The following is a 22,915-nucleotide window of genomic DNA, read 5'->3' on the forward strand; positions in this document are numbered from 1 at the left end:
TCGGGGTTCACGATAGAGGGGCGCCGGACGCGCGCTCTCGGCGGCACGGGCCGCCCCTGCGGAACGGCGATCGCCGACCCGGGGACGCCTCGTCCAGCCGGCGAAGGCCGCCGAGCCCGCCCGGCGCGGGACAGTGGTGTCGCCCTCGTGGCCGGCCTGAGGGCCCGGCGGCACAGTGGCGGCGCAGTGGCGGCGCAGTGGCGGCGCTGTCGCCGTTCTGCTTGAAACCGGTGTCGAATGCGTGTTCTATGGTGGCTGTGGCTTGGGACGCGCTTCCGCTCGTGGACGTCGTCGACGAGCGCCCCGCGATAGAGCGGCGTGCCGTCGTGCGCGACGGGTTCTACGAGACGCAGGCCCGCACGATGATCGAGAAGGTGCCCGTGACCTCGGCCGTCGCCGAGCGGTGGGCGGTCAGCCCCTACCGGGGGTGCGCCCACGCCTGCCGCGGCTGTGTGGCCAGGCGCGGCCACCGTTCGCTCGGCTGGGACACCGGGCGCGACTTCGACACCAGGATCGTGGTCAAGGCCAACGCCGGCTCGCGGTTGCGCGACGAGCTGGCCCGCTGGCCGGGCGAGCCGCTCGCGATCGGCGTGGCCGGCGACTGCTACCAGCAGGCCGAGGCCACCTACCGGCTGATGCCCGCGCTGGTCACGGCGCTGGCCGAGGCGGGCGTGCCGTTCACCGTCTACACCAAGAGCCCGCTGGTGCTGCGCGACGCCGGGCTCCTGGCGGCGGCGCGGGCACCGGTGGCGGTCTCGATCGCGTTCGTCGACGAGAAGATCCGCCGGGTGGTCGAGCCGGGCGCCCCGACCGCGCAGCGGCGCCTGGAGCTGGTGGCGGCCTTGTGCGAGGCGGGGGTCGACTGCCAGGTGCTGATGTCGCCGGTGCTGCCGCTGCTGAGCGACGCGGCCGACCAGCTGGCCGCCACCGTGCGGCGCATCGCGGCCGCGGGGGCCTCGGGGGTGCGGCCGGTGGTGCTGCGCCTGCCGTACGGCACGCGGCAGTGGTACCTGTCATGGCTGGAGCAGGCGCATCCCGGGCTGGTGGAGCGCTACGCGGAGCTGTACGACGCGGCGGGGCTGCCCGCGCCGGGCTACGAGGAGCGCATCACCGGGCAGATCGAGCAGCTGGCCCGCGCCTACGGCATGCGGTGCGGCGCCGCCCCTTCCCCCGCCCGCCGGACGCCTAGGGCCGACCAGCTCACCCTGGTCTGACGGGCGCCCGCCGGCGCCGTAAGGGGCCGATCCGCCGCCGGAAAACCGGTTGACCGCGCTTGTAGCGTGGCCGTCATGAGTTGGACTGACCAGTTCGTGAAGCAGGGTTTCGTCAAGGTGCAGGCGGCCTCGCCGCAGGTGGGTCTGGCCGCGCAGGAGCTGCTGTGGAAGCAGATCGGCCTGTCTCCCGACGACCCTTCGGGCTGGACGCAGCCCGTGGTGTGGGCCGCCGACATGACCGGTGTGGGGCCGTTCGGGGAGATCATCCGCTCTCCGGTGCTCGCGCAGGCGCTGGACGAGGTGTGCGGGCAGGGCGGCTGGCGGCCGAGCGGCGCCTGCGGCAACATCCCGATCCGGTTCCCGAACCTGCCGCCGGCCGATGACAGGGGCTGGCACATCGACCTCAACGTCATGCATGAGGACGGCAGCTGGGCCGTCAGCGGGCGCCCCGGCACGCTGCTGCTGCTCATCCTGTTCTCCGAGGTGGGGCCGGACGACGCGCCGACCAGGATCAGGGTGGGTTCCCAGCGCGACGCGGCCGCCGCCCTCGGCGACGGCACGTACGAGCATGTACCGGCCAGCCGGCTGGTGGAGGCCGCCAGCGCCGAGCGGCCCCTGGCGTACGCCACCGGGCTGCCCGGCGAGGTGTACGTGGTGCATCCGCTGACCGTGCACGCCGCCCAGGAGCACCTGGGCAGCCGGCCGCGGTTCATGGCGCAGACGCCGATCTTCCTGTCAGCGCCGCTGGACCCGTCGGCGGACACGCCGCTGGCGCGCGCCGTACGGGAGTGACGTGTCCCTCCGGGGTCGCCCTCGGAGGGAGGTCCGGGCGCCGCGTCCCCCGGCCGGGTGCCGACAGGGGACGCGGCGGCTGACGGCAGGGGACGGGGCGGCGGTGGGCCTGCCGGCGGACCGCTCGTAGGATTCCGGGATGAATATCCGTAAAGGTGGGCCGGGCGACGTGGCGGCGGTGGTCGCGATGTTCGACAGCGCGATCGAGTGGCTGGTCTCGCAGGGCCGGACGGGACAGTGGGGCAGCGAGCCGTTCTCGGCCAGCGCCAAGCGCGTGGAGATGGTGACCGGCTGGGCGGGCGGCGACGGGATGCGCATCGCCGAGATCGACGGCCTGCCGGCCGGGTGCATGACGCTCGGCGAGCCGGTCACCTACGTGGCGCCGGCGCCCGAGCCCGAGGTGTACGTGCAGGGCCTGGTCATCGACCAGCGTTTCCACGGCCGCGCGGTGGGCCGGACGCTCCTGGAACAGGCGATGGCCGAGGCCGCCGAGCAGGGTGTGGACCTGGTGCGGGTCGACTGCTACGCCGGCGATGACGGGCAGCTGGTGCGCTACTACGAGAGCTGCGGGTTCCGCCCCACCGAGCGGTTCACGGTCGGCGAGTGGCCCGGCCAGGTGCTCGAGCGGAGGGTCTCGGCCGCCTGAGAGGTGCCCGCCGGGCGCCCGGCGGGCACCCTGCCGCGGGGCGGCTCCAGCCGTACGGTCCGCAGGACACCGTGGGCGCGGATGCGTGATCCGACTGCGGCAATCAGCCGGACGCGGATGTTCTTGTGCAGGAGTATGGGGCGATGGATCCTGTTCGGAATGGCGACCCCCGGCAGATAGGGCCGTACCGGCTGATCGGGCATCTGGGCAGCGGCGGGATGGGCCGGGTCTTCCTGGCCCGCTCCCGCGGCGGCCGGGCGGTCGCGGTGAAGGTGGTGCACGCCGAACTGGCCGGCGATGCGGAGTTCCGGCGCCGGTTCGCCGAGGAGGTCACGGCCGCCCGCCGGGTCGGCGGCTTCTACACCGCCGAGGTGGTCGACGCCGACCCTGAGGCCGACCCGCCCTGGCTGGCCACCGCCTACATACCCGGCCCCTCCCTGTCCGAGGCCGTCGCGGCGCACGGGCCGCTGCCGGCCGCGGCAGTCCGCGTGCTGGGGGCGGGCCTGGCCGAGGGACTGGCCGCGATCCACTCAAGCGGCCTGGTCCACCGCGACCTCACCCACCGCAACGTGATCCTCGCCGACGACGGGCCGCGCGTCATCGACTTCGGCATCGCCAAGGCCCTCGACACCGTGCACGCCTCCACCCGCGTCATCGGCACCCCCGGATTCATGTCTCCCGAACAAGCCAGGGCCGGCCAGATCGGCCCGGCGAGCGATGTGTTCTCCCTCGGCTGCGTGCTCGCCTACGCCGCCACCGGCACCGGACCGTTCGGCGGCGGCATGGCCGACCTGGTCGTCTACCGGATCGTCCACGAACCGCCCGACCTCGACGGCGTCTCCGCCGACATCAGGGCCCTGCTGCGTTCCTGCCTGGCCAAACTTCCGGCCGACCGGCCCACGCTGGACGACATCCTCGACCAGTTGGAGGCGCCCGCGGCCGACGCCACCGCCGCCACCCGCTGGCTCCCACCGGACGTCACCGCCATGATCACCGAACGCGGCACGATGATCCGCACCCCGACCCGGCCCAGCGCCCCCGAACCGCCACACGAGCTCGTACCGCGACAAGACCCCGTACCGCCGCACGAGCCCGTACCGACAGAAGGCACCGGGATCGGCGGAACGGTGCCCGGCGATCGAGCGGGCCGCGTCGCCGTCGGGGCGGACCCGCGACGCCCCGCTCCTGAGGTGCGGCCGGCGGACAGCCGCTCAGGCGCGACGCCCGCTCCTCATCCTTGGCAGCCCGCGGACCGTCCGGCGGCCGGGCCCGGTGGCGGCACCGCGACCGCCGCGACAACCCTGGCACTGCTGTGCCTTCCCGGGCTTCTGGTTCTGATCCTCAAGGCCGCCCAGATGTTCCTGCGCTTCGCCGACGAGCCGTTCGGGTTGCTGATGGCGGCGAATCTGGCGGTGGCTGTGGCGGAGGGGGTCGTGCTCGTCATGGGCGCTCTGCTGCTGTCCCAGCGCAGGGTGGCAGGGCGCCGGATGATCGCGACGGCCGGCGGTGTGGCGGCTGTGCACAGCATGAGCGCCGGCGTGCAGTTCTTTCTGACGGGCGGGGAACTGACGACGGACACGCCCGTCTCCGTGATCGTGCCGCTCTTCGTGGCCGCCCCGGTGACGGGCTTGTTCGCGGTTGCCGCCGTGCTCATGGCCATGCTTCCGGCCACCGGCCGATGGTGCCTTCGCCGGGACTAGATGTTCTGTCCCGTGAGGTTGGTGACGCGGCCGGCGGGCGTCAGCGCGGCGCGTGCGGCCGTCATGAGGTGAAGCCTGTGGTGTCGAAACGGGCGAGTACTTTCCTTCCGTCTGTGACCCAGACCGTGATCGCGTCATAACCGGAGAGGAAGGCGAGTTCGTCGTCGCCGTCACCGTCGTAGTCACCTGCCGTCGCGGCCTGGGCACCACCCGTCGCGACGACTCCTCCCGCGTTCCGCAAGCCGCCGGAACCGCCCACGAAGAGCCAGGTCGGCGAGGCATCCTGGGCCATCCCGCCGAAAGCGAGGTCATCGCGGCCATCCCCATCGACATCGCCGGACACCGCCGGGCCGTGGGTGCCCCTGAACACCTGGCGCCGGCCGTTCCCGTAATAGACCGTCAGAACCTTGTCGACCGAGGGCGCTTCCGTCTCGTAGGGAGGCTCGTTGTTGCGGCTACCGTCGTCGCCGATCACGACGTCTCTGGCGCCGTCACCATCGAAGTCGCCGAACGCGGTCGCCATGCCTTTGTTGAGTCTGCGGCCTTTCTCGGACAGGCCGTCCCGGCCGGCGGTGAGGAGCCAGCCGGCGGTCTGCTCGCCGTCGTCGGCCTCGTGCACGACCAGCCCGGTGGCACGCCGCCCGGCGATCTTGTCCGCAGTCATGGTCCCTGATCCCATGCCGCCGGTCGGTGACGGCTGGATGGTGCGGCGTGCGGGAACGGCGTCCCGGCTGAACGGCCCGTACAACACGGCCAGGCTGCCATCCTCCCCGGTGCCGTCATCCCGACCAGGTATCGCCACGTCAGCGGCGCCATCTCCGTTGAAGTCACCGGCGACGGCCCCATTGACCGCCCCATGTCTCATCGCGGGCGGGTGGATGGGGGTGGGCGGCGTCCCGACGTCGATGCCGTGAGGTCCGCCCCAGAAGACATGCAGACGGTCCTGCTCTTCGTGGCCGGGCAGGCTGCCGTGGCGCAGAACGTCGCCGAACCCGTCATCGTCAAGGTCGGCCCTGAGCACCGGGTCGCTCAGCAGCGGGACGAAGGTGTCGGATGAGATGACCGCCCGTGTCGCGGGATCAAGCCCTTGGGGCGAGCCGTAGACAATGGCGAGATATCGCCGATCGTGGTCGTTGAACTCGAACGCCAGGTCCGCGCGTCCGTCACCGTTGACGTCATCGGCGCGCTCGCTGCCCGTGCCCGAAGGTATCGGGGACACCTTCGGCGGCATGTTCGTCGCGGTTGCGGAGGTTCGCGGCGCGGCCTGATGTTGATGACGTGGTGCGGTTCCGCATCCCGCGATCGTCAAGGCCAGCAGGAGCAAGATCGTCGCCCTGTGTGGCATGGAGGCAGAGCCTAGTGCAGGCCGTCATGCTCTGCTCGCCGTACCAGGAGGCCGGATCCCGCCTGCCGGCGGCATGAGCGACCCCTGTTCCCGACGTCCCGCCACGAGGCCGGGCCCGCTCCGTCACAAGGGGTGTGCGGCGGGCCGTTCCTCGACCATGATGTGATCACTGCATCTGGCGACAGGAGGCGGCTGTGCGACTCGGATTGAGCATCGGCACCCTCGGCCCCGCGGCGGCCGACCCGCGAACGCAGCTCGCACTGGTACGGGAGGCCGAACGGCTCGGCTACGACTCCGCATGGGCCGCCGAGGGCTACGGCGCCGACCCCGCCACCACCCTGGCGTGGCTGGCGGCCGGCACCGAGCGCATCGCGCTGGGCAGCGGGGTGATCCAGATGTCCAGCCGTACGGCGGTCGCCACCGCCATGGCCGCGGCCACGATCGACAGGGTCTCGGGCGGCCGGTTCCTGCTGGGCCTGGGCGCCTCCGGGCCGCAGGTGGCCGAAGGCTGGCACGGCCAGCGCTACGAGCGGCCGCTGGCCCACTTACGCGACTACGTGACGGTCGTGCGGACCGCGCTCGACCAGCGGCCCGTCGAGCACGAGGGCCCGGCCATCGTGCTGCCGCTGCCCGGCGGCCGCGGCAAGGCGCTGACGATGACGACCGGCCCGCTCCGGCAGCCGCTGCCGATCCACCTGGCGGCCATGGGGCCCAAGGCCGTCGAGCTCGCGGGGGAGATCGCCGACGGCTGGCTGCCCATCCACTTCCCGCCCGAGCACCTCGCCGAGACGCTCGACCGCCTGCGGGCGGGGGCGGCGCGCGCCGGCCGCGACGCCGCGGGGATCGAGGTGTCGCCGATGGTCATGGCGATGGTGGACGACGATCCCGACTACGCCCGCGACATGGTGCGGCCTATGGTGGCGCTGTACCTGGGCGGCATGGGCACCAAGGGCGTCAACTTCTACAACCGGCTGGCCCACCGGCTCGGCTTCGGCGCGGCCGCCTCCCGGGTGCAGGACGCCTATCTCGACGGTGACATGGGTGAGGCCGTGGAGGAACTGCCCGACGACCTGATCGACGCGCTGACCCTGTGCGGCACGCCGGATCGGGTCCGGCGGCTGCTGGCCGACTACCGCAAGGCGGGTGCGACCCGGCTCATCGTCGGGCTCAACGTGCCCACCACGGACGACCGCCTCGAGCAACTGGCCTGGCTGGCCGAACTCAACGACTGAGCTTGCCTGCCGCCTGGTGTCGCGGGAATCGGGAATGCGGAGGGTGACGAATTCCGGCGACTGGCGGCTCCTTGGACCACTCGGTGGGCATGACCGCCGATTCGGTGACCGGACCAAAGAAGGCGCCGGAAAGATGATATCCGGCGCCTTTTCATTCCTTTTCCAGGAGTTTCCGGGGATTTCTGCGAATTTTAGGAATTTCATTAATTGTTCTTGTTGCTGCCTCCGCCGCCGGGATTGGTGCCGCCGGAGTTGCCAATACCGGGGTCGTCGATACCGGACGCGCTGACGTGCGTCGCGGCCGCGGCGCCGGCGCCGAAGATCTCGGCCGACAAGGTCACGGGCGCCATGAGAGCGACCGCCGCCGCGGTTCCAGCTGCCAGAACGTTCCTCAGCTTGATCATCGAGCTCAGCTCCAGTCGGATCGGATGCGTCCCGGGCGATGCCCGGCTGGCGAAGCGCCGAATCGGTACGGCGAACGGCACCGACACGACGTCTGAATTCACGCTAAGGGCGGTTTCGCCGAGCATGGTAGGAGTGTCGCTCCCAGGGAGCGGTGCTCACCGTTTGCGCAGCGTCATGGGTGCGCGGCGGTCGGCGCATACGGCGACGATCGCCGCCGTGTCCCGACGCCCGGCCTCCCGCCGGAATCGGTAAAAGTTAAATCACCGTAAATCCGGAATACGGCATCCGGCCGCCTGGTTTCTGCCGTTGTATGCACCCGAATATCTGGTGATGAGATGGACAGTCACAACCTTCTGGGGGAGTTCCTTCGCGCCCGACGCGAGGCGACCACACCGGCCCAGGTAGGACTGCTGGACTCAGGTCCTCGCCGGACCCCGGGACTGCGCCGGGAGGAGGTGGCCATGTTGGCCGGGGTCAGCACCGACTACTACGTCCGTTTGGAACAGGGACGCGAGCGCCACCCGTCCGACCAGGTGATCGACGCCCTGAGCGCGGCGCTCGACCTCGCGCCCGAGGCCGTGACGCACCTGCACGAGCTCGCCCATCCCAGGCCGCGACGGCACAGAAGGCCCGGCGACACCGGACGGGCCGGCCCGGAGCTGCTGCGGCTGATACGGAGCTGGCCGTACACCCCGGCCCTGGTGGTCAACCGCCGGATGGACGTGCTGGCCGCCAACCCGCTGGCCGCCGCCCTCTTCGAGGGCCAGGAACACGCGGACAACCTCCTGCGGATGGTCTTCCTGAACCCGGCCGCGCGCGACTTCCACGCCGACCGGGACCGGGGCGCCCGCGTCATGGTCGCCCAGCTGCGCGCCGACGCGGGAGCCGACCTCGACGACCCGCACCTGAGCGATCTGGTCCGTGAGCTGTCTCGCGGCAGCCCCGACTTCCGCCGGCTGTGGGCGCGCCAGGACCTGTCCCCGATACGGCACGGCATGACGCTCGTCTGCCGTCACGACGTCGGCGACCTGGTCCTCGCCTGTGAGTCGTTCACCGTCGACAGCGCTCCGGGCCAGCGGCTGATCACGCTGCAGGCCGAGCCCGGCAGCCCCTCGGAGTACGCCCTGACCGTGCTCGGCAGCCTTCACTTCCTGACGGCCGACGAGGAGGACACCGGTTGCGCGCTGTGGGAGGCCCGGCGCTGAGTCCGGCGTCATGCGCGCGGTGACGACGTCGGGCTCACCGTGCCCGCCACGGACGATCGCCCGGCGTCATGCGCGGTGCCGATGGCGGTGCCGGTGCCGCCGCCGTCCCGGCGGGCTCGGCGGTCTCTCGGCGCCGGGACGTCCGAGGACGTCTCAGGCGGCCACCGGGGCCTCGGGCACCGTGCGCATCTTCGGGATCGGCGACAGCGCCAGCACCGCCATCGGCACCAGCGCCCCGATCAGCGCCGCCACCAGCACCACCGGACGCATCCCCACCGCCTGGCCGAGCAGGCCCGCCACCAGGGCGCCCACCGGCGCCGGCACCAACCCCATGGCCCAGATCGTGGCGATCACCCTGCCGGTCAGCTCCCTGGGCGTCGCCGTCTGCAGCACGGTGATGTTGTTGACCATGAACACCTGAGCGCACAACCCCACCAGCAGCTGCGCGAACGCCAGCATGCCCACCGCCAGCCACAGCGGCCCGCCCGCCAGCGGCACCAGGATGAGCGCGCTGTTGCCGACGACCGTGGACCACAGCATGGTCGGCCCGGGACCGATGCCCTTCATCAGCCGCACCGACAGCCACGCGCCGATGATCGCCCCGATGCCGCCGACCGCCAGCACCCCGCCGACCCAGGCGGCGGGCACGCCGACACTGTCGACGACGTAGGGGAAGTACAGCGTCTGCAGGATGCCGATGTCGAAGAAGGAGTAGACGGCGGTGGCGATGGCCAGCGGCCGTACCTGGGGTTGGGCCATCACCCAGCTGAACCCGGCCCGGACGGCGCCGATCAGGGTGCCGCCGCCGTCGGCCGCGGGCGGCTCCTCCTTCTTCCTGATCGACAGCAGGCACAGGGCCGAGGCGAGGTAGCTGGCCACGTCGATGAGGATGACCAGCGGTGCCGAGCGGGCGGCCACCAGCACGCCCGCCAGGCTGGGGCCGATGGCCTTCGACAGCGAGTCGCTGAGCTGCAGGCGGCTGTTGCCCTCGCCGAGCTGCTCGGCGGGGACGAGAACCGGCAGGTAGGAGCGGTAGGCGACCTCGAACAGCACGCCGAAGACGCCGATGACGAGCACCACGACGTACAGCCACCACAGCGTCAGCAGGTCCATCACGAACAGCAGCGGCACGGTCCCGAGCATCACGGCGCGCAGGGCGTCGCTCCAGATGAGCACCGGACGGCGGCGCATCCGGTCGACCCACACCCCGGCCACGAAGAAGAGCACCATCGGCAGCCTGGCCAGGGCGCCGAGCACGCCCATCTCCGCCACCGAGGCGTCGAGCAGGAGATAGGCCACGATGGGCATCGCCAGCACGGTCACCTGGGTGCCGATCAGCGACAGGCTCTCTCCCGTCCACAGTCCGACCGGCTCGACCTGCCGGCCGACCGGCCACGGCCGCCGGTGCGCGGCCACCAGGGCCGGCGCCTGCTGTTCGAGCTGGACCATAGCCGGCGTACTGGACGGGCAGCTCGGGCAGCCGGGGCGGGCGGCCCTGCGCGAGGGCCGCGTCGATCTCCAGCAGCTCGGCGACGAAGACGGCGGCGGAGGTGGCGTCGAAGACGGCGTGGTGGACGACGAACACCAGCCGCTCGCCGCCGCCGGGCAGCCGGACCAGGCGGGCCCGCCACAGCGGCGCCTGATCCAGCTCGAACGGCAGGCGGGCGTCGGCGCGGGCCAGCGCGTCGAACTCGCGCTCGGCCCGCTCCGGGGGCAGGCCGAGCAGGTCGGTGCGGGCGAGGGCGACCGGCAGCTCGGCCCTGACAACATGGACGAGGGAGCCGTCCTCGACGGCCAGTGCCGTGCGCAGCGTCTCGTGAGGCCTGACCACCTCCGCCATGGCCCTGGTCAGCCGGTCGTGGCCGGTGCCCTCGGGCAGGCCGACCACGATGTTGACGTGGTGCGCGGGCAGGCCGGGGTCGAATCTGGACAGGAACCACAGGCGTTCCTGGGGCGTAGGAGGCGGGGAAGACGTACGAGCCGCTCACCGGTCCTTCCTCCTACCCCTCCATGGCCTCACGCAGGCTGCGCGGGCGCATGTCGGTCCAGACCTGTTCGATGTGGTCCAGGCACTGCTGCTTGTCACCGGCGAAGCCCGCCTCCTGCCAGCCGTCCGGCAGCGGCCGGTCGGCGAACCAGAGGGAGTACTGCTCCTCGTCGTTGACCACGACTTTGTACTGGCCGTCGCGCATGTCACGCCCTTTCGTGCCGGGGCAGCCTGGTCAGGGCCACCTGCTTGTCCGGTTGCCGGCCGCGCATTTCCTCCACCAGCGCGGCCATGCCCGCCACCGTCGGGACCTGGAAGAGGCTGCGCATGGGCAGCCTGACGCCGAGCTTCTTCCTGATGAGGGCGATCAGTTGGACGGCGACGAGTGAGTTGCCGCCGAACTCGAAGAAGTCCTGCTCGACGCTGACCTGCTTGGCGCCGAGCACCTCGCCCCACAGTCCGGCCAGCGTGCTCTCGAGCTCGTTGCGCGGCGCGACGTGGTCGGTGTCCAGGGCCGTGGCGGCCTCCCCTGCCGCGGCCGCGTCCAGCTCCTCGGCGACGGTGTCCTGGGTCAGGTCGCGGACGCCCGCGACGAACTCTTCCAGCGGGGTGGCGTTGACCACGACCTGGGTGCCCAGGCCGACCGACAGCAGCCGGCGGAAGGCGTCGGCGCCGGCGGCCGGCGAGATGCCGGACTTGGCGCCGTCGAGGTCCATGGCCATGCCGGCGGCGGCCGACTCCTCGTTCACGGCCTGGTCCTCGACGCTCTCCTTGGCGCCGTCGTCGACGGACTGGGTGACGGCCGCCGTGTCGATCCTGCGCAGCACGAAGTCGGAGATCGTCAGGACCTTGCCGCCGTCGTCGTCGTAGAGGGTGTAGTCGGCGGCGACGATCTCGCCCCCGCCGCCGTCGCGGCGGACGGCGTGGCTCCACACCCGCGGCGGGATCGGGGCGTGCACCACGAGCCTGCCGTAGCCGAGCGGCAAGTATGGGTGCTCGTCCGAGGGGTCGAGGAAGGCGGTGGACTCGTCGAGCAGCGCCGGGTGGATGGTGAACGTCCCGGTCTCGGCCGCGACCTGCGGGCCCGCCTCCAGCCGGGCCAGCGCCTCGTTCTGCCCGAGGTGGATCGAGCGCAGGCTGGTCCAGTGCGGGCCGAACGACAGCAGGCCGGAGGCGGAGGTGAAGATGCTGGAGACGTCGTCGGTGCCGGCCAGGGAGCAGCGGGCGCGTACGTCGGCCAGGTCGTCGGTGTGCTCCTGGTCGGTGCGGACCCAGGCCGCCGCGCCCCTGGCGTGCTGGTGGGAGCGGCCGCCGACGACGCTGACGACCTCGAACTCCATGCCGTCGCCGCTGGGGGTCAGCAGCACGCGCAGCTCGGCGCTGCCGCCGTCGGCCACCGGCAGCGGCGCGACGAAGGCCACGTCGCGCAGTTCCATCCGGTAGCCGGGGCCGGGGCTGGGCACGCTGTCGCGGAAGGCTGCGGCGGCGCTCTCCAGGTAGGCGGTGCCCGGTATCACGGGCACCGCGCCGATGCGGTGGTCGGCCAGGATCCAGTGGGTCTCGGGCGCGACCGTCCCGCTGTACCAGGGGGTGCGGCCCGGGGTCTCGTGCCGGTGGGTGAGCACGGGGTGGGCGACCGAGGAGACCCGGTCGCCGCGCTGCAGCGCGCGGAAGGCCACGGGCGCGGCGACCTCGGCCGCCATCCCGACCTCCAGCCAGGCGCCCCAGTTGACCGACAGCACCCGGCCTGGCCAGGTGTGGGCGTAGGCGTCCATGAAGGAGTTGGCGCCGCAGTAGTCGACCTGGCCGAAGCCGCCGGCGACGGCGGTCACCGACGAGCACAGCAGCACGAAGTCGAGGTCGAGGTCGCCGAACGCCTCGCGGAGGGCGATCGTGCCCGCCAGCTTGGGCGCCATGACGAGGTCGGCCGCCGCGCGCTCCTTGACCTCGGCCATGCCGCCGCCGGGCAGGCCCGCGGCGTGGATGAGGCCGTCGACGCGGCCGAACCTGTCGACGGCGGCCGCCCTGACCCGCCGGAGCGCGTCGGGGTCGGTGACGTCGGCGGCCAGGACGAGCACCTCGGCTCCCGCTGCCTCCATCCTGCGGACGGCACGGACGGCGCGGCCCGTGCGGTCATCGGCCGGTTCGAGGGCGTCCCACTGCTCGCGCGGGGGCAGTCCCGACCTGCCGAGCAGGACGAGCCTGGCACGCAGGCGGGCGGCCAGGTCCTCGGCCAGGGTCAGGCCGATGCCGCCGAGGCCGCCGGTGATGACGTAGACGCCCTGCTCGCGCAGGTTCGCCGGCTCGTCCGTGGCGGTCAGCGGCACCTGCTGGTAGCCGCGCACCCAGCGGCGGCCGGCCCGCAGGGCCACGGGGGACGGCGGCACGCCCTCCTCCGGCTCCTCGGGCGTGGCGGCCAGCTCGGTCAGCAGGGCGGCCAGGTCGCCGGTCGGCGACTCCAGGTCGATGTGGCGCACCGACAGCCAGCGGGCCTCGAGCGGGACGACCTTGGCGATGCCGGCCACCGTGGCGTGCTCGGGTCTGGTCAGGTCGGGGCCGGTGACGCCCTGGGTCGCGGCGGTGACGACGTCGAGGTGGACGTCGTGCTCGCGTTCGGCCTGGGCCAGGGCCTGAACGAGGCCGAGCAGGCTGTGGAAGCCCACGTCCTGGGCGTCGAGGGTGTCCTGGACGCCGGTGGCCGGCGCGCCGTCGAGGGCCCAGGCGTGGATGACCCGCGCCGGTACGCCGACGTCGGCCAGCAGCGTCTCGTAGTCTTCGCGGTGGCCCGGCCTGAGGGAGACGGTGCCGTCGGCGGCCACGCCGTAGGCCTGGCCGGGGACGACCGGCACGACGTCGGCGCCTGCCGTCCGCAGCGCCGCCACCAGCGGCGCGGCGGCCTCGCCGGCGAACACGACCTGGCGGCCGGTCCAGGTGGCCGGGCTCGCGGTGACGGCCAGGGGGGTCTGCCGCCAGGTGGGGACGGAGTACCACTCCTCCGGTGGGAGCGCGCCCGCCCGCGGCGGCAGCGGGTAGATCAGCTGGGAGTCGATGGGCGTCTGGACCCAGTGGTGGGTGCGCTCGTAGGGGTAGGCGGGCAGCGGGACCCGGCGGGCCGGGTCGCCGAAGGCGTCGGCGTCGAGGGGGACGCCGCAGGTCCACAGCTCCCCCGCCGCGGCGTAGAGCACCTCGAGGTCCTGCTTGGGGTCGGCGGGGCCGGGCAGGCTGGCCAGCGGCGCCGGCCCGGTGCGCGGCAGCTGGGTGCGGGCCAGGCCGACGAGCTGGCGGCCGGGGCCGCATTCCAGCAGGCGCCATTCCCCTTCGGCGGCCAGGGTCGCCACGCAGTCGCCGAACCTGACGGCCTCGCGCAGGTGGCGGGTCCAGTAGGCGGGGTCGACGGCGTCCTGCGCGGTGATCCAGGTGCCGGTGACGTTGGACAGGAACGGCATGCTCGGCGCGTGCCGTTCGGCCTGGGCGACGATGTCGTGGAAGTCGCCGAGGACGGGGTCCATCATCGGGGAGTGGAAGGCGTGCGAGGTGCGCAGCCGGGTGTGCCCGACGCCGGCCTCCTCCAGGCGTGCGGCGAACTCCTCGACGAGGCTGGTCGGCCCGGCCACGACGCAGGTGCCGGGGCCGTTGACGGTGGCGATCGACAGCCCGTCGGGCAGCTGCCGGCGCACCTCGTCCTCGTCCAGGCGAACGGCGAGCATCGAGCCCTCCGGCATGCTCTGCATGAGCCTGCCCCTGGCGGCCACCAGGCGCAGCGCGTCAGGCAGGTCGAAGACGCCTGCGCAGGTGGCGGCGACGTACTCGCCGATGCTGTGGCCGATCATGGCGGCCGGCTCCACGCCCCACGAGCGCCACAGCTGTGCCAGCGCCCATTCGAGGGTGAACAGCGCGGGCTGGGTGAGCGCGGTGCGGCGCAGCTGCTCCTCGGCCTGCTCGCGCTCGTCGTCGGCGGGGAACATCAGGGTCCTGATGTCGCGGCCGAGGTCCTCGTGCAGGAGCTCGGCGCACTCGTCGACGGCCGCGGCGAAGACCGGCTCGGTGCGGTACAGCTGGGCGCCCATGCCGGCGTACTGCGCGCCCTGCCCGGAGAACAGCCAGGCCACGCGCGGCTTGCCCGCCTTGCCCTTGACCAGGCGGCGCGCGTCACGCAGCGCGGCGACGGCGTCGGCGGCGTCGGCCGCGACGACGGCGGCGCGGTGGGTCATCTCGCGCCGGCCCTTGCGCAGGGTGAAGGCCACGTCGGCCAGGTCGATCTCGGCGCCGTCGAGCCGGTCGGCCAGCCGGCGCACGGCGGCCTCCAGCGCGGTGGGCGTGCGGGCCGACAGCTGCAGCAGGTGGGCGGGGCGAGGCTGGGTGGTGGGCACGGCGGCGGGCGGCGCCTGCTCCATGACGATGTGGGCGTTGGTGCCGCCGATGCCGAAGGAGCTGACGCCCGCGCGGCGGGGGAAGCCGTCGGTCTCCCACTTGGCCAGCTGCGAGGCGACGTAGAAGGGGTTGGTGCCGAAGTCGATGCGCGGGTTGGGCTTCTCGAAGTGAAGGTTCGGCGGGATCATGCCGTTCTCGACGGCCAGCACGGCCTTGATGAAGCCGGCGATGCCCGCGGCCGGGCCGAGGTGGCCGATGTTGGTCTTCACCGAGCCGATGCCGCACCAGCCGGCCTCGTCGGTGTCCCGGCTGAAGACGCTCGACAGGGCGGCCACCTCGATCGGGTCGCCGAGGGCGGTGCCGGTGCCGTGGGCCTCGACGTAGGTGACGGTGCGCGGGTCGACCTGGGCGACGCCCAGCGCCAGCGAGACGGCGGCGGCCTGGCCCTCGGCGCTGGGGGCCGAGAAGCCGACTTTGGTGGCGCCGTCGTTGTTGATGGCGTTGCCGACGACGACGGCGCGGATGTGGTCGCCGTCGGCGATGGCGTCCGACAGGCGCTTGAGGACGGCGACGCCACCGCCGCCGCCCCAGATGGTGCCTTGCGCGGCGGCGTCGAAGGTGCGGCAGTGCCCGTCGCCGGCGTAGATGCCGTCCTGGTGGTACTGGTAGCCCCACTCGGCGGGCAGTTCCAGGGAGACGCCGCCGGTCAGCGCCATGTCGCACTCGCCGGCGCGCAACGCCTCGCAGGCGACGTGGACGGCCACCAGTGAGGAGGAGCAGGCGGTGTGCATCGTGACGCTGGGCCCGCGCAGGTCGAGCTTGTAGGAGACGAGCGTCGCCAGGTAGTCGGGGTGGTTCCCGGTGAAGACGGCGAGGTTGCCGACGGAGGCGAACACCTTGCGGTTGGGGCGGATGTACAGCCATTGGTATTCGTCCGACCCGATGGTCCCGTAGACCCCTACCTCCCCGTGGTAGCGGGACGGGTCGTAGCCGGCGTCCTCCAGAGCGGTGTTGGACAGCTCGAGGAACATCCGCTGCTGCGGGTCACGCAGCTCGGCCTCCCTGGGAGACATCCCGAACAAGGCCGCGTCGAGCCCGCCGTAGTCCTCGGCCACCGAGGCCGCCCGCACGAAGGTCGGATCGTCGAGCATGTAGTCGGGGACGCCGAGCGCCTCCTGCTCCTCGCGCGTGTAGAACTTGACGGACTCCACCCCGTCGACCAGGTTGCGCCAGAACGCGGGCACGTCCGCGGCGCCTGGCACTCGGCAGGCCAGGCCGATGACCGCGATGGGCTCGACGGCCTGCTCGGGTACGTGGTTCGCCGGACCGGTCATTCCTTGTTCTCCTGTCTGGCCTGGTAGGGCCTGCGAGATGACGGTCGTGCCTGGCGCGCCGCGATGCGTCGGGCGGCGCGCTCCGGTCCGGCCGTGCGGCGCTCGCCGTCGAGGTGGGCGGCCAGCGCGCGGACGGTCGGGAAGCGGAAGAGGTCGACGATCGGCACGTCCCTGCCGAGCGCGGCGGCGAGACGGGCCTGGACCTGTGCGGTGGCGAGCGAGTGCCCGCCGATCTCGAAGAAGTTCTCGCCGGCCGAGATCCTCGGCCGGCCGAGGATCTCGCGCCAGACGCCGGCGATGAGCCGTTCGGTGCCGGTGGCGGGCTCCTCGCCGCGCCGGGGGGCGGGCCTGGGTGCCGGCGCGGGCAGCGCGGCTCTGTCCACCTTGCCGTTGGGGGTCAGGGGCAGCGCGGGCAGCAGGACCAGGTCGGCGGGCACCGCGTGGTCGGGCAGGCAGGCGCGCAGGTGCCGCTGCAGTTCGCCGGCCTGCGTCGCGGCGCTCGCCGGTACGGCGTAGGCGCGCGTGACCTGGCCGCCCGGCTGGTCGACGGCCACGGCGACGGCGGCCCGCACGCCGGGGTGGGCCAGCAGCGCGTGCTCGATCTCGCCCAGCTCGACCCGGTAGCCGCGGATCTTGACCTGCCCGTCCTCCCGGCCGGCCACCACCACGCCGCCGTCGGGGTCGTACCTGCCGAGGTCGCCCGTGCGGTAGCGGCCGGTCACGCCGTCGGCCTCGACGGTGAAGCGCTCCTTGGTGAGGTCCTCGTCGAGGTAGCCGTCGGCCAGGCGGCGGCTCCTGACCACCACCTCGCCCAGCTCTCCTACCGCGGCGGGCGCGCCACCGGCGTCCAGCACCAGCAGTTCGGCGCCGTCGACACCGTGGCCGACCGGCACCGGGTCGCCGGTGTCGCCGCCCGGCCCGATGATCCCGGAAGTCCCGGTGATCCCGGTGATGAGGTGCATCGCCTGGATCTGCGGCGTCTCGGTCGTGCCGTAGGCGTTGACCATGCCGGCCCGCGGGGCGACCTTCGCGAACCTGGCCACCTCCGCCCAGGTCAGCCGGTCGCCGCCGAACACCGCCAGCCGCAGGTCCGGCAGCGGCGTGCCCGCCGCTGCGACGAGGGTGGCCAGCTGCGGGGTGAGGTGGGCGACGGTGACGGCCTGGTCCCGCAGCCACGCCGACAGCCTGGCGGGGTCGCGGACGTGGTCCTGGTGGGGCACGCACAGGCGGGCGCCGAGCACGAGCGGGGTGAACGCGTCGCGCAGCAGCGGGTCGTGCGCGAGGCCCGCCAGCAGGGCGAAGGTGTCGCCGGCCGTGAGCTCGAAGGCGGCGGGGTACCAGGCGAGGAAGCGGGCCAGCGGCCGCTCGCCGGTGCGGACCGGTTTGGGCGCTCCGGTGGTGCCGGAGGTGAAGGACAGATACCCCCGCCGCTCTAGAGGCACGAAGGGGAGCTCGTCCCCGGGGCGCGCGCCGGGGGCGGCGGGCTGGGTGAGGAGAGGCAGCCGGTCCAGCTCGGGCGGGACCGCCACCCCCTCGCAGGCGATCATGGCGTGCGCGCCGGCCGCCCTGGCCTGCGCCTCCAGCCTGGCGGGCGGCAGCGCGGAGTCGAGGACGGCCCAGCGCGCCCCCGCCGCCAGGACGCCCAGCAGCAGGGCGGGCAGCTCGGTTCGACGGGCGGCCAGGACGGCGACCGCCTCCCCCGGCCGCACCGCCGCCGCGACCCGTGCCGCCGTCGCCGTCACCGTCGCGGCCAGCGCGGCGTAGGTCAGCTCGCCGCCTTCGCCGCTGACGGCCACCCGCCGCGGATGGGCGGCCGCCTGCCGCAGGAAGCGCTCCACGACCCCGGAACCGCTCCAGCCGGGCAGCGCCGCCGTTCCCCCCGGCAGCGCCCGAACGCCGCCGGGCGGCGCCGGAACGCCGCCGGGCGGCGATGCGGTGCCATCGGGCGGCGACGCGCCACCGGGCAGGACAGCGGGCGGCGCCGCGGTCCCGCCGGGCAGGACAGCGGCGCCGTCGGGCGGGTCGATCGTGGCGGGGCGCAGGGCGGCGTGCCGTACCGGCTCGTCGGGCGCGGCGACCAGGTCGCCGAGCAGCCTGAGATAGCCGGCCAGCAGCGCCTCGACCCGCTCGGCCCGGAACAGCCGCGGGTTGTAGACGGCCTGCAGGACGTGGCGGCCCTGCCGCTCGCCGACGTACAGGGTGAGGTCGAACAGCGACCCCGGCAGTCCGGGAGGCAGCGGGGTGGCGGTGATCCCGGGCAGGCTCAGGCGGGGCTCGGTGAAGTCGTACATGTTGAACAGCACCTGGATGAGCGGGTTGCGCGACAGGTCGCGGCCGGGGCCCAGCCGGTCGACCAGCCGCTCGAGCCGCACGTCGAGGTGGGCGAGCGCGTCCGACAGCGTCGCCTGGCAGCGCGTCACGTGCGTGGCGAACGCCTCGCCGTCGGCCACGCGCATCCGCACGGGCAGCATCTGCACCAGGCATCCGGCCATCGGCTCCAGCGCCGGGTCGCGCCGGTCGGCGACGGGGGTGCCAACGACGAGGTCCCGCTGTCCGGTCAGCCGTCGCAGCGCCTGGGCGAAGGCGGCCAGCATGACCGCGTACGGCGTGGCCCCCAGACGTGCCGCAAGCGCCCGGACGGCGGCGCTGACCGCCGGGTCCGCCTCGGCGCTCGCGCTCGCGCCCTCGAAGGTCTGCACGGCCGGCCGCGGGTGGTCCCTCGGCAGGTCGAGCACGGTCGGGGCGCCGTCGAGGTGGGCGCTCCACCAGTCGAGGTCCGCCGCGGCCTCCCTGCCGCCGAGCCAGGCGACGTAGCCGCCGAACGTCGCGGGCAGCGGGGCGAGCGCTTCGCCGCGGTAGGCGCGGCCGATGTCGTCGTAGAGCACCGACTGCGACCAGCCGTCGAAGACGATGTGGTGCGCGGTGACGGCCAGGACGTGCTCGTCGCCGCCCAGGCGCAGCAGGCGCGCCCGCCACAGCGGGCCCCCGGCCAGGTCGAACGGCTCGGCCGCCGCGGCCTGCAACCGCTCGCGCACCTGCTCCCCGGTGACCTCTTCCACGGGAAGCGGCACCTCGCCGGGCGGGTCGACGGCGACGGCAGGGACACCGCCGGACTCCGGCACGCGCCACCTGAGCACCTCGTGGCGGCGGGCGACGGCGGCCAGGGCGGCGCGCAGCGCGCCGACGTCGAGCCTGCCCGACAGGCGCTGCGCCATCGCGATGTTGTGGACGGGCGTTCCCTGCGCGAGCCGTTCGACGAACCACATCCGCCGCTGGATCGCCGACAGCGCGGCGGGCGCGACCCCAGGCGCCTCGTGCAGCGGCGGCGCGCCGGCCACGCGCGCGGCGATGCCCGCCACCGTACGGCCGGACAGCACGTCCTCGACGGCGATCTCCCTGCGCAGCCGGGCTCGCAGGCCCGCGGTCAGGCGCATGGCCAGCAGGGAGTGCCCGCCGGCCGCGAAGAAGTCGTCGTCGAGCCGGGGCTCGGCGCTCTCGAACGTCCCGGCCCACACCGCGGCGACGGCGCGCTCCTCGGCGCTTCGCGGCAGCCCGCCCCGCGCCGGTGCCGTGGACGGCCGGTGGGCGCGCAGTGCCGCCATGTCCACCTTGCCGCTGACCGTCATCGGCAGGACCGGCAGGCGCACCACCCTGGTGGGCACCATGTAGGCGGGCAGCGTCCGCAGGCAGTGGGCGCGCAGCCCGGCCAGGTCGGGGGCGTCCTCGGGAGTCAGGTAGGCGGTCAGCTCCTTCAGCCCGCCGGCCCCGGTGTCCAGGTCGACGACGGCCTGGCGGACGCCCTCGTGGGCGCGCAGCACGGACTCGATCTCGCCGATCTCGACACGCTGGCCCTGCACCTTGACCTGCCGGTCCAGGCGGCCGAGGAAGCCGATCCGGCCGTCGGCGTCGAGCACGACCCTGTCGCCGGTCCGGTACAGGCGCGCGCCGGGCGGGCCGTAGGGGTCGGGGACGAACCGCTCGGCCGACAGGCTGGGCCGGTCGAGGTAGCCGCGGGCCAGCTGCGGGCCGCCGATGTAGAGCTCGCCCGGCACACCGGCAGGGCAGGGGTCGAGCTGGTCGTCCAGGACGTGCGCGGTGCAGCCCGGCAGGGCGTGACCGATCGGCAACGGCCGGTCCCATGCGCCCTCGAGCTCGGTGCCGACGACGCACACCGTGGTCTCGGTCGGGCCGTACCAGTTGTGGAAGCGCCGCCCGCCCGGCCGGGCCCAGCGCGCGACCTGCTCGGGACCGGCGGGCTCGCCCGCGGTGAGCAGGTCGGCGAGCGAGGGCAGCCGGTCGGGGTCCAGCAGCGGCAGCAGGGCGGGCGGGATGGTGCCCCAGGTGACCTCGTGGCCTTCGAGGAAGCGCTGGAGCCTGGCCGGGTCGACCCTGTCCTCGTCGGGCACGAGCATGACCGATCCGCCCCTGGCCAGCGGGGCGAAGATGTCGAGCACCGACACGTCGAACCCGAGCGCGGCGAAGCCGATCGAGCGGCAGCCCTCGCCCAGCTCGAACCGCCCGCCCGCCATCGTGACGAAGGCGACCACCGCGTCGTGGCTCACCACGACGCCCTTGGGCCGTCCCGTCGAGCCCGAGGTGTACAGGACGTAGGCCGCGCCGGCCGGGTGGGTGCGCCGCGCGGGCGGCTCGGGCGCCGCGCCGGCATCCGGCTGCAGGAGCACGACGGGGGCGCCCGCCAGCGTCCGGTCGCCCGCGGGGTCGGCGACGACGAGGTCGATGGCGGCGTCCTCGACGATCGTCAGCAGCCGTTCGCGGGGATGGGAGGGGTCCAGCGGCACGTAGGCGCCGCCGGACAGCAGGACGCCCAGCACCGACACCAGCAGGTCGGGGGTGCGCCTGGCGCAGACGCCGACGCGCGTCTCGGGGCCCACCCCGTGCCCGCGCAGGCGGTGCGCCAGCGCGTTGGCGGCGCGGGTGAGCTCGCGGTAGGTCAGGCGCCGGTCCCACTGGCGGACGGCGACGGCGTCGGGCGTGCGGTCGGCCTGGGCGGTGACCAGCTCGTGCAGGAGCGGGCCCGGCTTCACGTCGGTCATCCGGTCCGGCCCTCCAGCGTGAACAGCGCCGGTCTGGCCGGCCCGTACGGCACGGCGACCGCCGCCTGCGCCTGGCCGCGCGGCGTGTGCAGGGGCAGGTGGAGCACGTGCCAGCCGTCGACCTGCCACGGGCCGCCATCGCCGAGGTCGGCGAAGGGGCCCGGCGCGCCGCGGCCCGCGCCCGCGACGAGCGCCCGCCTGGCGGTGACGGCGCGCTGGGCGAGCCAGTGCCGGTCCTCCTCCGCCGCGTCCTCGATCTGCTCGCGCTCGCCAGGGTCGAGCTCGGACAGTTCGACGGGCTCGGCCGCGGTGGTCAGCCGCAGGGCCACGCCCGCCCGGTGGTCGCGGGTGACGGCGATCAGGGTCAGCCCGCCCGTTTCGGCGATGCCGGCCACGGTGCCGCCGCCGTAGCGGCTCAGCACCTCCTTCGCGCCGGCCGGGCGGTCGGCCAGCCAGAGGTGGACCTCGTCCGCCTCCGGTCCGTCGACCTGTTCGGCCTGGTCGGCGGTGATCAGGCGGGCCAGCTCCTCGGGCGCGTCCTTGACGAACAGGTGGCCGGCGCGCACGGTGCGCAGCCCGAAGCCGGCGGCGGTGTGCCGGGCCCAGCCCAGCATGTCGGGCGGGGCCACCTCGCCGTCGTGCAGACCGGCCACGGCCACGACGGGGGTGTCCAGCGGGGGTTCGGGGGTGTACCGGTAGCGCTTGATCCAGGCCATGTCGGATCGCAGCAGGGGCAGCATCAGCTCGCGCAGCTCGGGCTCGTCCCTCAGCTCGGGCAGCGCGCCGGCGCGCCGTACGAGTTGGTCGATGAACGCCTCGTCGGGCAGGTCGGCGGTGGCCGCCAGCGGCACCCTGAGGTGGGGCGGGTGGGCGGCGCCCACGTACAGGCGTACGGGCGGGGGCAGGCCGCGGCGGCGCAGCTCCCTGACCACCTCGAAGGCCAGCCGCGCGCCCATGCTGTGCCCGTACAGGGCGTAGGGGGAGGTGGTGGCCGGGGCGATCTGGTCGGCGACCTCCTCGACGGTGAAGGCGGGCGGCTCGGCGAGCCGGTTCTCCCTGCCGGGCAGCTGGAGCGCCACCACCTGGAGGCCGGTGAGGGCCCGCTGCAGGGAGGAGAAGGCGCTGGCGCCTCCGCCGGCGAAGGGGAGGCAGAACAGCGTGCGGGCGCGGCGCGCGGTGGCCTGGAGGGGGCCGCGCGGAGCCGCGGTCAGCTGGCCGCTGATCGCTGCGCACCTCCCCCGCCGCGTCGGGTGTCGCGTGCGACGGTGAGGACGGGACTGGGTGGCCAGGGTGTCGGTCGCGCAGGAGGGGATTGCTTCGTCGCCATGGTGCGAGCGCTCCTCGGCAGAGCTGCAAAAACACTGGAAATTGAATCCCGTACAAGAATGTACGTCGTACCCCGGTTTTGCCGCATTCGCGGTCAGAACCTCTTATATCGACTCCTAACGGGAGGCGTCAACGGCGCTTATCGCGGCCCGCCATCCGATGCCCAGCCGGCAGCTCGTACACTTGGGGCCTTCTCGTATCGGCATTCAGGTGATATAGGCTGCTCTTTACGCCCTGGGACCAAATCGAGGATTCGGTCACACCCATACCCGTGGGCCTTCCGGCGGCGAAGTGAGCGGAATTC

At 73.6% G+C, this 22,915-nt stretch carries 13 protein-coding genes and 1 pseudogene; 6 read left to right on the plus strand and 8 right to left on the minus strand.

Features of this window, described 5'->3' with window-relative positions:
- Positions 1-248 precede the first annotated feature (248 nt).
- The 4 genes from ACWENQ_RS18875 (at position 249) to ACWENQ_RS18890 (ending at position 4,352) form a co-directional block, all read left to right on the plus strand.
- The gene (locus tag ACWENQ_RS18875; RefSeq protein ID WP_452415344.1) at positions 249-1,214 is read left to right on the plus strand and encodes a radical SAM protein; all 966 of its coding nucleotides are present in this window, start codon (positions 249-251) and stop codon (positions 1,212-1,214) included.
- A 75-nt stretch (positions 1,215-1,289) separates the two neighbouring features.
- Positions 1,290-2,006, plus strand: coding sequence for a phytanoyl-CoA dioxygenase family protein (locus tag ACWENQ_RS18880; RefSeq protein WP_452415345.1), 717 nt, complete (start codon positions 1,290-1,292; stop codon positions 2,004-2,006).
- A gap of 139 nt (positions 2,007-2,145) precedes the next feature.
- Positions 2,146-2,652 carry a GNAT family N-acetyltransferase gene (locus tag ACWENQ_RS18885; protein ID WP_449922258.1) on the plus strand — a complete coding sequence of 169 codons (507 nt, stop codon included), beginning with the start codon at positions 2,146-2,148 and terminating at the stop codon, positions 2,650-2,652.
- Between the two features lie 143 nt (positions 2,653-2,795).
- Positions 2,796-4,352, plus strand: a complete 1,557-nt coding sequence (locus tag ACWENQ_RS18890; protein ID WP_452415346.1) for a protein kinase domain-containing protein — start codon at positions 2,796-2,798, stop codon at positions 4,350-4,352.
- Between the two features lie 61 nt (positions 4,353-4,413).
- Here ACWENQ_RS18890 and ACWENQ_RS18895 read toward each other — a convergent pair whose 3' ends face one another.
- A complete protein-coding gene (locus ACWENQ_RS18895) occupies positions 4,414-5,676 on the minus strand; it encodes a hypothetical protein (protein WP_452415347.1) in 1,263 nt (420 codons plus the stop codon).
- 215 nt (positions 5,677-5,891) lie between these two features.
- Between ACWENQ_RS18895 and ACWENQ_RS18900 the strand changes: the two genes are divergently transcribed.
- Positions 5,892-6,929 (plus strand): LLM class F420-dependent oxidoreductase, encoded by a 1,038-nt coding sequence (locus ACWENQ_RS18900; protein WP_452415349.1) that lies wholly within the window; start codon positions 5,892-5,894, stop codon positions 6,927-6,929.
- A 203-nt stretch (positions 6,930-7,132) separates the two neighbouring features.
- Here ACWENQ_RS18900 and ACWENQ_RS18905 read toward each other — a convergent pair whose 3' ends face one another.
- On the minus strand, positions 7,133-7,459 hold the full coding sequence (locus tag ACWENQ_RS18905) for a hypothetical protein (protein WP_449922250.1): 327 nt from the start codon (positions 7,457-7,459) through the stop codon (positions 7,133-7,135).
- A 210-nt stretch (positions 7,460-7,669) separates the two neighbouring features.
- Between ACWENQ_RS18905 and ACWENQ_RS18910 the strand changes: the two genes are divergently transcribed.
- On the plus strand, positions 7,670-8,539 hold the full coding sequence (locus ACWENQ_RS18910; RefSeq protein WP_449922248.1) for a helix-turn-helix transcriptional regulator: 870 nt from the start codon (positions 7,670-7,672) through the stop codon (positions 8,537-8,539).
- Between the two features lie 153 nt (positions 8,540-8,692).
- Here ACWENQ_RS18910 and ACWENQ_RS18915 read toward each other — a convergent pair whose 3' ends face one another.
- The 6 genes and pseudogenes from ACWENQ_RS18915 to ACWENQ_RS18940 all read right to left on the minus strand — a co-directional run bounded on the left by ACWENQ_RS18915 (position 8,693) and on the right by ACWENQ_RS18940 (position 22,709).
- A complete protein-coding gene (locus ACWENQ_RS18915) occupies positions 8,693-9,988 on the minus strand; it encodes an MFS transporter (protein ID WP_452415350.1) in 1,296 nt (431 codons plus the stop codon).
- 58 nt (positions 9,989-10,046) lie between these two features.
- Positions 10,047-10,481: pseudogene (locus ACWENQ_RS18920) on the minus strand (condensation domain-containing protein); the annotation flags it as partial.
- 58 nt (positions 10,482-10,539) lie between these two features.
- Positions 10,540-10,731 (minus strand): MbtH family protein, encoded by a 192-nt coding sequence (locus ACWENQ_RS18925; RefSeq protein ID WP_354918594.1) that lies wholly within the window; start codon positions 10,729-10,731, stop codon positions 10,540-10,542.
- 1 nt (position 10,732) lies between these two features.
- Complete coding sequence (locus tag ACWENQ_RS18930; protein WP_452415351.1) at positions 10,733-16,231, minus strand: type I polyketide synthase; 5,499 nt, start codon at positions 16,229-16,231, stop codon at positions 10,733-10,735.
- Complete coding sequence (locus ACWENQ_RS18935; RefSeq protein WP_452415352.1) at positions 16,228-21,285, minus strand: amino acid adenylation domain-containing protein; 5,058 nt, start codon at positions 21,283-21,285, stop codon at positions 16,228-16,230. Before ACWENQ_RS18935 ends, ACWENQ_RS18930 begins: the two co-directional genes overlap by 4 nt.
- Positions 21,282-22,709: a thioesterase II family protein gene (locus ACWENQ_RS18940; protein ID WP_452415476.1), complete on the minus strand. Its 1,428-nt coding sequence runs from the start codon at positions 22,707-22,709 to the stop codon at positions 21,282-21,284. The genes ACWENQ_RS18935 and ACWENQ_RS18940 overlap by 4 nt, the downstream gene beginning before the upstream one ends.
- Positions 22,710-22,915 lie beyond the last annotated feature (206 nt).

The organism is Nonomuraea sp. NPDC004354 (assembly GCF_053602555.1).

Coding starts and splice junctions, on each gene's coding strand:
- ACWENQ_RS18875 (WP_452415344.1), top strand. CDS start 249: ATGGTGGCTGTGGCTTGGGACGCGCTTCCGCTCGTGGACGTCGTCGAC.
- ACWENQ_RS18880 (WP_452415345.1), top strand. CDS start 1,290: ATGAGTTGGACTGACCAGTTCGTGAAGCAGGGTTTCGTCAAGGTGCAG.
- ACWENQ_RS18885 (WP_449922258.1), top strand. CDS start 2,146: ATGAATATCCGTAAAGGTGGGCCGGGCGACGTGGCGGCGGTGGTCGCG.
- ACWENQ_RS18890 (WP_452415346.1), top strand. CDS start 2,796: ATGGATCCTGTTCGGAATGGCGACCCCCGGCAGATAGGGCCGTACCGG.
- ACWENQ_RS18905 (WP_449922250.1), bottom strand. CDS start 7,459: ATGCTCGGCGAAACCGCCCTTAGCGTGAATTCAGACGTCGTGTCGGTG.
- ACWENQ_RS18910 (WP_449922248.1), top strand. CDS start 7,670: ATGGACAGTCACAACCTTCTGGGGGAGTTCCTTCGCGCCCGACGCGAG.
- ACWENQ_RS18915 (WP_452415350.1), bottom strand. CDS start 9,988: ATGGTCCAGCTCGAACAGCAGGCGCCGGCCCTGGTGGCCGCGCACCGG.
- ACWENQ_RS18925 (WP_354918594.1), bottom strand. CDS start 10,731: ATGCGCGACGGCCAGTACAAAGTCGTGGTCAACGACGAGGAGCAGTAC.
- ACWENQ_RS18930 (WP_452415351.1), bottom strand. CDS start 16,231: ATGACCGGTCCGGCGAACCACGTACCCGAGCAGGCCGTCGAGCCCATC.
- ACWENQ_RS18935 (WP_452415352.1), bottom strand. CDS start 21,285: ATGACCGACGTGAAGCCGGGCCCGCTCCTGCACGAGCTGGTCACCGCC.